The following is a 13,096-nucleotide window of genomic DNA, read 5'->3' on the forward strand; positions in this document are numbered from 1 at the left end:
ACTGCATTATCTAAGCTCTCTGGCACGATCCCGTTAGCACCATGGACAACCTGCCGCTTTGATATCAGATAATCACCAGCTTTAATTCCATAATAGTTCTTTACTAATATGTCTTTTCCTTTGAGGGAAGCTCTAGGCACAACACCTTCGTTGCGACGCTTCACTGTCACCAATTGATACAATTCGTTATCAAGCAGCTCAATTGGGCGCTTTGTCTCAGCTAAAATGCTTCCAATTTCTTTATCTTGCCACTCCCCACTAAACCCCTTAAACCGAATCTCAGGCACGTTATTTTCTACAGTCATCTTATGCGCCCTTCAATAATCTAGTGAGCTCACTCAAACCTTGTAGGTCAAACTCATTACCGGTGAGTTCGCCCATCATTTCTGCCAGTTCTTGCTCGGTAGTTTTTATCTCATTCGATACTTGCGAATAAGTCACGGCATATTTGTCGGTAAGGGCTTGCACCTTGCTGGTGAGCTCGGTAATCACACTATTTGGCATAGCAGCAAGCTCGCTGCTTAATGGTGCAATCCATTTTAGGTGCAGCAGGTTATTCACTTGCTCTTCGCTTAAACCCTCGATGGTTAATTTCGTTTTTAGGTGTAGTTGAGTAGTCGCTTCTTTAACTGCTTTTTTCAAGGCTTTTTCTTCATCAATCAGTTTGTTCGCACGAATAATCTTGGCCTTATAACTAACGTCTGGTTCCAAGCTGTCTTCGGCAAATTTGACCTTGCTGTCTTTTTGTTCTTTTAAGAAGACCTTAGCTGCTTTTGCCACTTCCGCATTGGCAAAGGCGTCTTTACTTTCTTTGACCGTGTCTTGTTCTTTGTCTTCTTCGCTTAAAGACTCAAAAATTTCTTCAAGTGTGCTTGAGATTTCAGTCAAGCGATTTTCTTGTTTAGCTAGTGCTGCTAAGTCATCACTTAAGAGAGTCTTTTGTACTAAAGCAAAAGGTAAGATGTGACCTTTCCAGCCATCTTGTACCTCAGTATCTTTACCGTCTTTTTTCTTGATAACAATATTTGCGTCAACTTGCTTCGTTGCGTCAAAACCTTCCGTTTGCATCATTTCTAAATCAGCGCTAATGATTTGCCATTGGTTGTTTAGAAGCTGATAGGCTTGGTATTTGTCGATTAAAGTAATGGGACTTAATCGGTTAAAGAGATCAGCACTTAATGAAGCCTCTTGTTGATTGCGGTTAACCCCTTGCCAACCTTTAATTAGCTTGGTGTTTAAGTCGTCATCAAACCCAGCAAAAGCCTGTTTATAAGTCGCGATAAACTCAACTACTTGTGGATGACTGCTAATACTTGTATTTACAGCATCTTTAGCAATAGCTAACTCACTGTACGCAGAAGATTTAGCCGCAAACAAAGCGCTGCGTAGCTGTGGGAAAGCAAGCCAGTATACATTGAGTTCATCAATTTCACGGTTAGGAATACCGCCTAACATGGTAGCGTGTAAGTCCCAACTTTCAGCCGCTGCTGAAGAATCTACATAGCGTGGTATGTTTAAGTTGTAGCCATTGCTGCGCAGGGTTTCTTTACTCACGACTTGTGAGAATTTATCGATACTTTCACGATTGATAACAACATCAACGATACGCTTAATATCACTCGCTTGTAGCTTGTTGTTTTTACCTTCTTTAATAAAGTGCTTAGACGCATCAACAACCAATACATCGGTATTCTGACGCTTTTGCTTAAGTACTAAAATCACGGTTGGAATACCCGTACCAAAAAAGATATTACTCGGCAAACCAATAATGGCATCAATGTGGTTCTGCTCAATAAGCTGCTTACGGATCTCCCCCTCTTCACCACCACGGAACAACACACCATGAGGTAAGACAATGGTCATAATGCCATCAGGTTTTAGGTGATAGAGATCGTGTAATAAAAAGGCAAAATCAGCTTTGGTTTTTGGGGCGAGACCAAAACGCGAATAACGAGGATCGCTATCTTTATAGCTAGGGTCCCATTGTTGTGAATAAGGTGGGTTAGAAACAACGGCGTCCACGTATAGAGCATCGTAAGTGCCTTGTGGATCGTTCTCATCGAAGTACGGCCAATCGTCTTCTAGAGTATCGCCATTACGAGTTTTAATGTTGCTGGCTTTAATACCACGCATGATCAAATTCATACGGGTTAGGTTATAGGTGTTCGCTTTTAACTCTTGAGCATAATAGGTAATGCTGTCTTTGTTTTTAGCGTACTTTTCAACAGCCTCACCGATATTGATAAGGAGTGAGCCAGAGCCAGACGTTGGATCGTAAATCTCAATGGTGTCTTTATTTTTGAGTTCATGAGCAACGATGTGCGACATGAGAACCGAGACCTCATGAGGCGTGTAAAACTCCCCAGCTTTTTTACCCGCATTTGCCGCAAACTTTTCAATCAGGTACTCGTAAATGTAACCCAGAACGTCATAGCCTTGCTTAGAGTTCATTGGAATACTTTTGATTAAGTGCAGCAAGTCGCTGATAGCTTTAGTTCGCTTACCCGCACTTTCTCCAAGTTTGCTTAACCCTGTTTCTAGAGTAGTAAAGATGCCTTCAAACAACTTTTTGTAAGTAGGAGAAATCAAACGGCTAAAAGCAGAAAGCGCATCACGTACGTTAGATTCGTCAAAGTCAGACTTTGGATCAACCCATGTTGAAAACAAATTATCGTAAGCGATGAAATAGCCTAGATTGTCTTGAATGTATTTAACTGTGTCAGCATCTTCTTCTGTTAGCGCTTTGATTTCATCGGGCGTCATCCCTTCTTTGGTGACGAACTCCACCTGTTGATCGCTGAGATACTTATAAAATATGAAACCTAAGATGTAGTCTTTGTATTCGTTTGCTTCGATCTTTGAACGCATCTGGTTTGCTGATTCCCAGATTTTTGCCGCTAATTGTTGCTTATTCATATTCTACTCAATTCATTTCAACTATTGACCGACATCGTGAAAACTGTCGGCACATGTTCGTAATATTGTGTTCAGGGACTCAGTTCAGCTGAGTTTCTTGCTCTTGTATCCACGCATGGAGAACGCCACTCTTAAACGCCCAAAACCACCGACGTTAAAGCCGATAGGAACCTATTTTCAAAAGGCAAACCCCTAAGTGTTTTTCTAAGCTGGCTTTAACTATGTCGCTGTTTTTTTAACCGCAACTATTTGAGCAACCACCGAATTGTGCGCTCGCGAACTCTTTATCCATTCTGAAACACGGAGAATACGGGAGAATTGAAGAATCAACAATGAGCAGAACCAAACTTCCGCGCTCCGGTTTCATATGTAATTTTTTTGTTTTAGCCAAAATGCTCCACCATTCAGCATCTCCCTTCTGCCCCTACCATCAATTCGAATCCAAATTTTTTCAAATATATTTCATCACTATGCATTACCCCCATTAATCGAAAAAGGAACGACTATTCCACCAGCTTAACGACCAAGAAGCACGTTCACCCACCACTCTAGAGGCCACCTTGTTATCAAGGTGGTCTTTTTTATTTCATTCGTAAAAAGGAACACCCTATGCAAACAACACATCAAGATAACCCAAACAGCTTATCTATAGACCAGTCAGATTCATTACTTACGCTAGAGACAAAAAAAATCAAACCACTCACGGTTCTTGTCCACTGGTCTGAATCCCGCGAGTTCACAGAAGAAACACTTTATGATTTTAGTGAATTTGAAAAGAAAGCTCTGACGGTTGCCAAACGCAACCCATTAGGCGGATACGATAAAACAAAAGTAACCGTGATCTTTGATAATGAGCATCAGCACGAATGCCGCCTAGATTTAGGATGTGGTGGTAATGACCACGGCTTTGCAGAGCACTGCTTAAGTATGGCTCGTTATTACCGCCAACATAAAGGGGATGTCGATAAACCTTGGCTTTACGATAAGCACCACCAGCAGTTAATCGAACTCATCCACACTTATGAATTAGATCTCTCATTTGTCGACCTAGGACGTTTACAAGTAAAACAGGTCGAGGAGCAAGCTAAAGCCGAGGAAGCCGCGAAAGAAAAGGCAAAAGAGCAAGCGCTAGAACAAGTATGGCGTGAACATCGACAAGCGGAGGAGACGTTTCAAGAGACCTTAGTTGTACCACAATGGGCAAAGGGCGTGATTGTTGCCACACTGACTGACTATGACGCTGAAAGCAGTGAGTCGCGTGCTGGGGAATTTCACACCAAAACGTTAAAGACCATCATTCTTGCTTGGTCGAAACACTCTCGAAACCTATTCCCAGAACTACGCAAAGCATGTCTTAATCACCCTGAAACGGCTTTTCTTAACGATCCAGAAAAAAGCGTGGAACACCGTGAGCGCTTTGCCATGGGAGAAGGTTATTACCTTACTGATACCAAGTACATTCGTTACGGATGGCAAATCAAAAAGAGAAACTTTTATAGAGAGGATAATAAAGCACGTTACGTCCCCTTAGGTGAGATCGCGATACGCGAGTAAAAAAGAGAGGCGAATTGATCGCCTCTCTTTAGCTCTAGGTGGTGCAATTTTTTTGTTCGGAGTTATCTACTGGTCACTGAGTAAGAACTTAGCTCAATACGAATGAACGACCCTGTAAATAATTCTGTGTAACTGTCGGGGTTACATGTATTGAGTGAGTCGGTCTTCGAACATAATCATAAAGCGGTTTAGAGCTTGTCGCCAGTTTCTGATCGGCATCGTCCATTTTTTGGAAGCATCTCGGATAGCCAGGTAGATCACCTTTCTAGCTGATTCATCCGTTGGGAAGAGCTTGCGCTTCTTAATCGCTTTTCTAATAACGCTGTTGAGGGATTCAATGGCGTTAGTCGTGTATATGGCTCGGCGAATATCCTCTGGGTAGTTAAACAGGGGGTTGAGGTTGTCCCAATGCGCCGTCCAAGAGCGACTGATTTGAGGATACTTACTATCCCATCGGTCAGAGAACTGCGCTAGAGCCAGCAGAGCCTCATCTTCTGTGGCTGATTGGTAGATTTTCTTCAGGTCAGTCGTCACCGCTTTATAGTCTTTCCAAGGGACGTACTTGACCGAGTTTCGCACCATGTGGACGATACAGAGCTGTATTTGCGTCTCTGGGAACGCAGTGTTGATGGCGTCAGGAAAGCCTTTTAGTCCATCAACGCAGGCGATAAGGATGTCTTTTACTCCACGGTTTTGAAGTTCAGTCAGCACGTTAAGCCAGAACTTGGCACCTTCTGTTTCAGAGAGCCACATACCGAGCAGTTCTTTTTGGCCTTCCATGTTGACGCCTAACGCAAGATAGACCGCTTTGTTGATGACTTGCTTGTCTTGACGCACTTTAACCACGATGCAATCGAGATAAACGATAGGGTAAATTTCGTCGAGAGGTCGCGACTGCCATTCAATCACTTGCTCAAGTACCGAGTCGGTTACTTTCGATATCAGCGTTGGTGAGACATCAGCATCATACATTTCCTTGAACGTTGCGACGATTTCACGTGTGGTCATACCTTTCGCGTATAGGCTCAATATCTTGTCGTCCATGGATTGGAATCGAGTTTGGTGCTTGCGGACGAGTTGAGGTTCAAAGCTGGCTTCACGGTCGCGAGGGACGTCGATATCGACCTCTCCATCATCCGTGATGATTGATTTACCCGAGTAACCATTGCGGGAATTGGAGCTGGTTCTAGATTGGTGTTTTTGATATCCAAGGTGCTCATCGAGTTCAGCGTTTAACGCTGTTTCAACGGTCACCTTGGTTAACATTTTTCGGAAGTCATCAAGATCAGATTCTGTCTTAATTGACTTTGCTGCTTCACGAGCAAAAGCTTCGAGTGCTTTCTTATCCATATTGTCCATCCTTAGCCTTTAAGGCTTAAGTCTAGACAGTTACACAGAATTCAGGACACTCTCGAATGAACAAGTATGTTGAACGCTTAAATGTGTAATTCGTTTTTTACCACTTAGGAACCATACTCAATGCACTATGTATTTGATCTCTGGCAATATCACCGAATAAGTGAGTTTCTGCCATCAACATATTAACAGCAGCACCATTTGAAGCAGTTTGATTACGAATACGCTCTTTAGCTGCAAACGCAGACTTTTGACGTTGAAAGACGTCTTCCCACCAATCTCTACCATGCTTCTTAAGTAAGCTTGCTTTGATTGACTTGAAACGTTGTCTACTATCGCTTCCCTCATCAGAAGCCAACACACTTGCCCATATCATGCGCTTTTGAAGATCATTTGGAATCCAGTTTTGCTTTTGAAGATCTGAGATAACTTCGGGATGAAGATAGAGAGTATTTTCGGATACTTTTCTAGCAATCCACAACGATTGAGCGCGCTCGAACGCAGCCTTCTTATCTTGGGAACTATAACCTTGGCAATGTTGCTTCCAAGTTTCCAATTCATCAATTGAAGCTAATTTCTGAACTAGTTTTTCCAATATCTAATCCTCCAAAAACGTATAACGCTAATTAGATGGCGAAAGCAGCCTTTGACTCTCACATAATGCTGTTTTTCAATTACCAACTCAATTAAAAATCAACATCTTAACAAAAAACAAGGGAGCTTATTCGCCCACAATTGGGGGCCACTTCTCTATTTTATTCTTGTCATACTACATCGCCATTCTCACTCTAGTCAGTCCCTAAATCCAAAAATATTCAGGCATATGTCATCAATGTGAAACCCCATCATTGATTCCGACAGGAGCCTGAAATGAATCCCAAAACTTCCGATTACCAAAAACAGCAACGCTATCAGGAAAATGAAATCCTAGAGCATGCCGCAGAAATACTGGCTACGCGCTACGTGCGTGGTGATGCTCTAATCAATCCTGATGCCACCAAAGAGTATGTGCGCTGTAAGCTAGGCAGCCATGAGCGTGAAGTGTTTGCCTTATTGCTACTGGATAACCAAAACCGACTGATTGAGTTTAAAGAGCTGTTTCATGGAACGGTGGATGCCGCCAGCGTCTACCCGCGAGAAGTAGTGAAAGCAGTGTTGGAAGTCAATGCCGCAGCGGTGATATTCGCCCATAACCATCCATCCGGTGACTCAACGCCGTCTCAAGCCGATAGACGCATAACCGAAAGACTCAAGGACGCTTTAGCGCTGGTGGACGTTCGCGTACTTGACCATATCGTGACAGGCAATACCTGCACCTCGTTTGCTGAAAGGGGATGGTTATGATTGAACAACATTATGGCGAGCTGTGCATTGATGATGCGTTACATGCGTTACTGGAAGCACTTCTGAATAGATACAACATCTCGGACAATGCGGAACGACTCGTGTTGAACTGCCGCCAAATGAGTTACTACCGACATCGACAAGGTTTGCATCCCATTGAAGTACAGCTTAAACGTGAGTCAGCCTCAAGCCCGTGGCTGGTGGTGTTCTTTGCCAGCTTCTCTTATCCCGATGATAACAGTACAACCGTTGAGCCTGAGTTGTACTTTCATCTGGCTAACCGTTGGTGCTATCAACCCGATGTGGGGAGCACGGATTTATCACATCCAGAGGTACAAGAGCTGCTCTCGGTATGGATGAAAGCCTTTGCTCGTCACCTTTTTAGAAACGTCTTTGATGACGTGCAACTGACGATGGTCGGTACGTTCCACTAAATTCTCACTCTCTCATTTCTTATTTGAATCCTGAAACAAGGAGGACTCACCATGTCCAAACTAACCTTCACAGCATCCACACTACCTGTATCGAAGAAACTGCATAAGCTGCTAAGTAAGCAACTCACCGCTCATTTGCTGAGTAATGAAGCACTGACCACCAGCCGTTATCTGGTGTTTAACTTTCGCGATAAAAGTTACAGCGCGGAAGAGGGTGGCTTCCATCCGGTTGAGATGGCGATTTGCCAAACCTCCACAGGGGAATGGAGTATTGAGTACATCACCGACTTTGCTTATATGGGGAATTACTATCCAGAGCTAGAGCGCAACTTGGATTTTGATTTTCGGGTTGGACAGTTCTTTGTGGCCTATCGTGGCTGGCTACCAATGCAAGGTAACCGTGATGCCAAAGAGCTGTATCGGCTATGGGAGAATAACTTTCTTGCCTATGTCGATACGGACGCTTACAACGAGATAGCCGTCACCCCGCAATAACTCATGACTTCCCTTCTTCTACAAACCATCAAACTTGTCACTGCCCTCATTACGTTGTTTTCACTTTCCCCGTTCTTTGGTGCCATTGGAGCCCTATCCACTTTAGGGTTTCTGGTGGTGCTGTTGATTGGGTTATTGGTAGCGATTGCCGAGCTCAGTGATAAGCATAAGCCTCGTTAATGTTAATCGGCTCACGCTTTGGTGATGCCGATTGATGCTGTTTTCACCGTTGGACATTATGTGTCTGACCCACCTCTATTCTCCCGACATTAAATGTCCGACTCCGGTGTGGAGCTTTGATGTATTGAGAGCGTAGTCATGAGCAATAAAACCAGCATTGAAGGGTTATCCGCTTTGCTGCACACGCTGATGCTTATTCCTCAACATCGATGGATTACCGTTAGGGAGTTGCAGCAGCAGTTAGCCCTACTCGATATCCACCGCACCACTCGCAGCATTAAACGCTACCTCGATGAAGTCATTGTGGAGGTGTTTAACGTGGAGTGTGATTCGATGAGCATGCCCCATGTTTATCGGAAAACCTCAGAGCAATTACTGAAACTCAACAAGCAGGAAATGCTCTATTGGCAACTGACCAACAAGTACTTACTACCGCTGGTTCCTGATGCACTGAATTACGGGCAAGGGTCCTCCTCGGAGAGAGACAAACCCTTTTCACACAAGGGTTCAGCACAGTCAAAAGAGCAAGCATGGTTAGCCAAAGTACATGTAGCATTGCCCACTATTCGCGAGTGGAGTGACGAGCAACGGCAAGTGTTGAATGCGGTACACACGGCATTATTGCACAACCGTATGCTCAAGATATCTAGCCAAGTATTGCAGCAAGAGAAGGCGCTCATTGAGCCACTGGGACTCTCGGTTCAGTGTGACGCGCTCTTGCTGCTCTTTCGATTATCCGGTCAACACACGATACGCACCCTAGCCTTGCCTTTGATTGATGAGGCCAGTGTATCGACGTTTTCTTTTACCTATCCGACTGATTTCAATCTTGAGCGGTTCATGCGTGAACACGATGGAGTCAGTGCGTCCTGAATTTCACTCACCGATAAGGAGAGCACCGTTATGACATTAACCAACACTCTACTCCGATACGCCGCTATGAGCGTGCTGTTTATCGGACTCACCGCTTGTAGCGACCAGGACGAGACTCAAGCAGCAACGGCTGATATTGAAGTGTCGATATCGGCTAACCCCCACTGGGGAACTTTGGTCTTTGACCTTCAAGCTATCACCGACAACACCGTAATTAGCAATGTAGTGATTAACCGTGGCAACTGCCGATTACCTGCGGGGACTACCTCAGAGCTATCAAGAAACGTTTCATTGAAGTTCGGCCAAACCTACACCGGATACAGCAACAACTGCACCGTAGACAGCGTGAAAGAAATCGAAGTCACCTCCAGCGCTGGCACCTTTGTCTACACCTTCTAACTTTCAATTCCCAAATAATACACTCAACCAACTCGTAAGGATCAACTATGAACAAGTCATCTCTACTTATTGCAACAGCGTTAGTTTTCTCAACCTCTTCCGCATTTGCTGGTGGAACGCTGGGCGGCAACCCATCCGCGGATTCGGGAGCCGTCAACGTCAATGTAGGCAAATGTACTCAATACAAATTGGATGTGAAAGCGGCAAAAGAGTCTGGGAAGGATGTATCGACCATCGCCGTTCCTAAAGGCTGTGAAGCCATCAAAGAAAAGTAATGCCACCAGCAGTGGTAAAATGACAATGGGGAGCAATCACGCTCCCCATTCTTTTTTTGTCTCAATGCACAAGCGGCACAATCAATAAACTAGCCTTCTAAACTCATTTTTGGACAGAACTGTTTTATACTTCCTGCTAATTTACTGAACCATCAATTATCTAAAGTATGGCAAAATTTATTGCGCAATATTGATTGATAGTGCAGACGACTCGCTTTCTCAGCGTATTTCCATGAGTTAGCTCATGCCTATTTTCAATAGTCAACAAACTGTAATGAAAGTATGATAAATGTCGAATTTAGTAATCCTAAACATCTACAGGGCAATTGATGAAAATATTATTTGTGTGCAAACATAATGCAAGCAGAAGCATTTTGGCTGAAGCAATTGCAAAAAAATACCTGCCTGAAAATTTCCAAATCGCAAGTGGTGGTAGCCATCCTAAGGGTCAGATCAATCCTCGTATTGCACAATACCTTGAAATGCATGGCTTTGATGCCTCTGAGTTTCACAGTACGTCATGGGAAGAAAGGCTTAGCTTCCATCCAGATCTAATAATTACTGTGTGTGACACAATGCACAATGAAACTTGCCCAAACTGGTTATCTGCTGGTATTCGTGTTGCTTGGGATCTTGAGCCATTGCCTAATGATGAAGCTTCAGTCTCCGAATTTAACAAGCAGTGCGATAAAGTATACTCCTCTCTAAAACGAAGAATTGGAGCTCTTGCAAACATCGATTTTCAAAATCTCGATTCTGAAGAAATAAAACAGCATGTGCTCGATCTGAAATCAATGTAGATAAGTGTATACGTAACGAACTGATACTACTTCATTAACGTTTTTTACAGCTCTCGCTTATTCGATGACTTGAGGTTAAAAAATAATGCCAGCAATCGTAGCTGGCATTGGTGAACAAATCTGCTTAGTTTTATTTATTGCTGAGCCAGTTTTTGATTTGTACCTATAGGCAGCCAAAACGAAATAATGGTCGTTAATGCTAAGAAGGCAAAGGATACCCATAGACAGGCTGAGAACCCCCACATTTGGAACACCCATCCAGATAGAATCGTCCCTATCAAGCGCCCCATTGCGTTTGCCATGTAGTAGAAACCGACGTCCAGAGACACACCATCGCCCTTGGCATAGCTGACAATTAAGTATGAGTGCAGTGATGAGTTCACAGCAAACACAGCACCAAAAATCATCAATCCAACGACAATAACCACTTCTGGGTGCCATTGCTGCTGAACACTGTAAGCAATTACGCCAGTCACTATAGACAATACCAACGCCCACACTATCGCGGCTTTACCATCTGGAGTATGCCCCGATTTACTGCCTGTTATCTTTGGTGCAATTCCTTGAATGATTCCGTAACCAATCACCCAAATAGCCAGGAATCCACCTACGGCGCTATGATCCCATCCAAACACAGATCCCAGATAGATAGGCAGTGCAATCACAAACCAAACATCACGCGCACCAAACAGGAACATACGAGCAGCGGATAGAATGTTTACGCTGCTAGATTTGGAAAAAATTTCAGAGAACTTAGGTTTATTTTTCGCTTTGCCCAGGTCGGATTTAAGGCTAATCACACTGCCGATAAAGACCAGTAAAAGAACACCAGCCATCGCAGCTACCGCATATTGGAAGCCAATCATCGATAACAACGCACCACCTAAGAAAAATCCTGCACCTTTTAGCGCGTTTTTAGAGCCTGTAAGTATGGCGATCCACTTATACAATGCTCCTTGCGCATTCTCTGGCACTAAGGTTTTGATGGAGCTTTTCGCACTCATTTTGTTTAGGTCTTTGGCAATACCTGACAAGGCTTGTGCCGCCATGACCCATGGAATCGAGAGCCAACTTGCAGGGACAGCCAGCATTGACAGAGCGATGATTTGCACTCCCAAACCGATATTCATCGTTCGGTTCAACCCAAGACGAGCACCTAGCCAGCCACCGATGAGGTTAGTGACGACGCCAAAGAATTCATAAAAAAGAAACAGGGAGGCGATCTCTAAGGTTGAATACCCCAAATCATAAAAATAGAGCACCACCAACATGCGTAATGCGCCATCGGTAACAGTGAAGTTCCAATAGTTAAATGTGACCAACATGTACTGGCGGACATTTTGGTTGAGTTTAGACAACATATTCACTCTCTTTAAAAAAAGAGCCGCCTAAGGCAGCTCTTCAAGGCTTCTATTGATTAGCAAATTGGTGGATGTACTCAACTTGTACATCTTTAGTAAACGCGCCAGGTCGTAATGACTGGACATGAGTGATGATTTCTTGCAACTCCCAGCCTTTCTCTAGCAAGAGATGGGCGGCAAGCAAACCAGTACGCCCTGATCCTCCCATACAATGCATCGCTATCTTTTCGCCATTTTCTATAGCTTTGTGTAACGAAGGGGATATATGTTTCCAGCGAGCCAAAAACGCTTCGTTTGGTGCGCAGTCATCTTCTATTGGTGTATGGAACCATTGCAAGCCTGCTTGCTCAACAAGGTCTGGCAAGTCACCAACACCTTTTTCTTGCATCTCATGAGTGCTCAGTGCCGTAACAACGATGGTTACACCTTGAGACTTTAGTTGATCAATACTGTCACTCAGCGACGCTTCTTTAGTGCCAGGACAAGGAGTCAGTATTAACGCTGCGTTATTGTCTTCAACAGGCAGTTCCCACGTAGGATGTGTCATTGGTTTGATTCCTTATGCTAGGCCGACTTTACGAACAAGTTCTGCGGTACGTGTTGCGTAACCCATTTCGTTGTCATACCACGCATAGATTTTCACCATACGCTTGCCAACAACCATAGTCGAAAGCGCATCGACAATCGTTGAACGTTGGTCGCCTTTGTAATCAATAGAAACAAGAGGGCGCTCTTCGAAACCAAGTATGCCTTTCAGCTCATTCTGCGACGCTTCTTTAAGTAAATCGTTCACCTCTTCAGCCGTGGTGTCACGCTTAACATCAAAAATAATGTCGGTTAATGAGGCGTTAGCTAACGGCACACGCACTGCATGACCATCAATTTTTCCTTTAAGTTCAGGAAAAATTTCGATAATCGCTTTCGCAGAACCTGTGGTCGTTGGGATCAAACTCATACCACAAGCACGCGCACGGCGAAGGTCTTTATGCGGTGCATCCAAAATGGTTTGCGTGTTGGTCAAGTCGTGAATGGTCGTAAACGATGAGTGTTCAATACCAAGTTGCTCGTGAATCACTTTGACGATAGGCGCAATGCAGTTGGTGGTACAA

At 44.0% G+C, this 13,096-nt stretch carries 14 protein-coding genes and 2 pseudogenes; 9 read left to right on the forward strand and 7 right to left on the reverse strand.

Going from position 1 to position 13,096, the window contains the following annotated elements; all coding sequences use genetic code 11:
- Together AACQ17_RS00275 and AACQ17_RS00280 are read right to left on the reverse strand one after the other, a co-directional pair.
- Window positions 1-305 (reverse strand): annotated as a pseudogene (locus AACQ17_RS00275) (hypothetical protein); the annotation flags it as partial.
- A gap of 1 nt (window position 306) precedes the next feature.
- Entirely contained in the window at window positions 307-2,916 is a 2,610-nt protein-coding gene (locus AACQ17_RS00280) for a type I restriction-modification system subunit M (protein WP_094167654.1), read from the reverse strand.
- 609 nt (window positions 2,917-3,525) lie between these two features.
- On the opposite strand from AACQ17_RS00280, the gene AACQ17_RS00285 reads away from it, so the two are divergent.
- Window positions 3,526-4,470 carry an LPD25 domain-containing protein gene (locus AACQ17_RS00285; protein ID WP_094148068.1) on the forward strand — a complete coding sequence of 315 codons (945 nt, stop codon included), beginning with the start codon at window positions 3,526-3,528 and terminating at the stop codon, window positions 4,468-4,470.
- 141 nt (window positions 4,471-4,611) lie between these two features.
- On the opposite strand, the gene AACQ17_RS00290 is transcribed toward AACQ17_RS00285, so the two are convergent.
- The gene (locus tag AACQ17_RS00290) at window positions 4,612-5,820 is read right to left on the reverse strand and encodes an IS256 family transposase (RefSeq protein WP_094148070.1); all 1,209 of its coding nucleotides are present in this window, start codon (window positions 5,818-5,820) and stop codon (window positions 4,612-4,614) included.
- Between the two features lie 106 nt (window positions 5,821-5,926).
- Window positions 5,927-6,421 (reverse strand): hypothetical protein, encoded by a 495-nt coding sequence (locus AACQ17_RS00295; RefSeq protein WP_094148072.1) that lies wholly within the window; start codon window positions 6,419-6,421, stop codon window positions 5,927-5,929.
- A 275-nt stretch (window positions 6,422-6,696) separates the two neighbouring features.
- On the opposite strand from AACQ17_RS00295, the gene radC reads away from it, so the two are divergent.
- The 8 genes from radC to AACQ17_RS00335 all read left to right on the forward strand — a co-directional run bounded on the left by radC (window position 6,697) and on the right by AACQ17_RS00335 (window position 10,626).
- Window positions 6,697-7,170 carry a RadC family protein gene (gene radC, locus AACQ17_RS00300; RefSeq protein ID WP_094148074.1) on the forward strand — a complete coding sequence of 158 codons (474 nt, stop codon included), beginning with the start codon at window positions 6,697-6,699 and terminating at the stop codon, window positions 7,168-7,170.
- On the forward strand, window positions 7,167-7,604 hold the full coding sequence (locus AACQ17_RS00305; RefSeq protein ID WP_166538113.1) for a DUF2787 domain-containing protein: 438 nt from the start codon (window positions 7,167-7,169) through the stop codon (window positions 7,602-7,604). The genes radC and AACQ17_RS00305 overlap by 4 nt, the downstream gene beginning before the upstream one ends.
- Window positions 7,605-7,655: 51 nt before the next feature.
- Window positions 7,656-8,099 carry a DUF2787 domain-containing protein gene (locus tag AACQ17_RS00310; RefSeq protein ID WP_094148078.1) on the forward strand — a complete coding sequence of 148 codons (444 nt, stop codon included), beginning with the start codon at window positions 7,656-7,658 and terminating at the stop codon, window positions 8,097-8,099.
- A gap of 3 nt (window positions 8,100-8,102) precedes the next feature.
- Window positions 8,103-8,279, forward strand: coding sequence for a hypothetical protein (locus AACQ17_RS00315; protein WP_015296107.1), 177 nt, complete (start codon window positions 8,103-8,105; stop codon window positions 8,277-8,279).
- Between the two features lie 138 nt (window positions 8,280-8,417).
- Window positions 8,418-9,152, forward strand: coding sequence for a WYL domain-containing protein (locus tag AACQ17_RS00320; RefSeq protein WP_094148080.1), 735 nt, complete (start codon window positions 8,418-8,420; stop codon window positions 9,150-9,152).
- A 30-nt stretch (window positions 9,153-9,182) separates the two neighbouring features.
- Window positions 9,183-9,551, forward strand: a complete 369-nt coding sequence (locus AACQ17_RS00325; RefSeq protein ID WP_094129697.1) for a hypothetical protein — start codon at window positions 9,183-9,185, stop codon at window positions 9,549-9,551.
- Window positions 9,552-9,598: 47 nt separating this feature from the next.
- Window positions 9,599-9,826, forward strand: coding sequence for a hypothetical protein (locus tag AACQ17_RS00330; protein ID WP_094129694.1), 228 nt, complete (start codon window positions 9,599-9,601; stop codon window positions 9,824-9,826).
- 329 nt (window positions 9,827-10,155) lie between these two features.
- On the forward strand, window positions 10,156-10,626 hold the full coding sequence (locus AACQ17_RS00335; RefSeq protein WP_094129690.1) for an arsenate-mycothiol transferase ArsC: 471 nt from the start codon (window positions 10,156-10,158) through the stop codon (window positions 10,624-10,626).
- A gap of 134 nt (window positions 10,627-10,760) precedes the next feature.
- Here the strand turns inward: AACQ17_RS00335 and arsJ are convergent, their stop codons facing one another.
- From arsJ to AACQ17_RS00350, 3 genes and pseudogenes are all read right to left on the reverse strand, one after another.
- The gene (gene arsJ / locus AACQ17_RS00340) at window positions 10,761-11,987 is read right to left on the reverse strand and encodes an organoarsenical effux MFS transporter ArsJ (RefSeq protein ID WP_170935150.1); all 1,227 of its coding nucleotides are present in this window, start codon (window positions 11,985-11,987) and stop codon (window positions 10,761-10,763) included.
- A gap of 49 nt (window positions 11,988-12,036) precedes the next feature.
- On the reverse strand, window positions 12,037-12,534 hold the full coding sequence (locus AACQ17_RS00345) for a cyclin-dependent kinase inhibitor 3 family protein (protein ID WP_094129684.1): 498 nt from the start codon (window positions 12,532-12,534) through the stop codon (window positions 12,037-12,039).
- 12 nt (window positions 12,535-12,546) lie between these two features.
- A pseudogene (locus tag AACQ17_RS00350) lies at window positions 12,547-13,096 on the reverse strand (ArsJ-associated glyceraldehyde-3-phosphate dehydrogenase); the annotation flags it as partial.

It is taken from the genome of Vibrio sp. V10_P2A27P122 (assembly GCF_963874335.1).
Lineage (GTDB): Bacteria > Pseudomonadota > Gammaproteobacteria > Enterobacterales > Vibrionaceae > Vibrio > Vibrio anguillarum.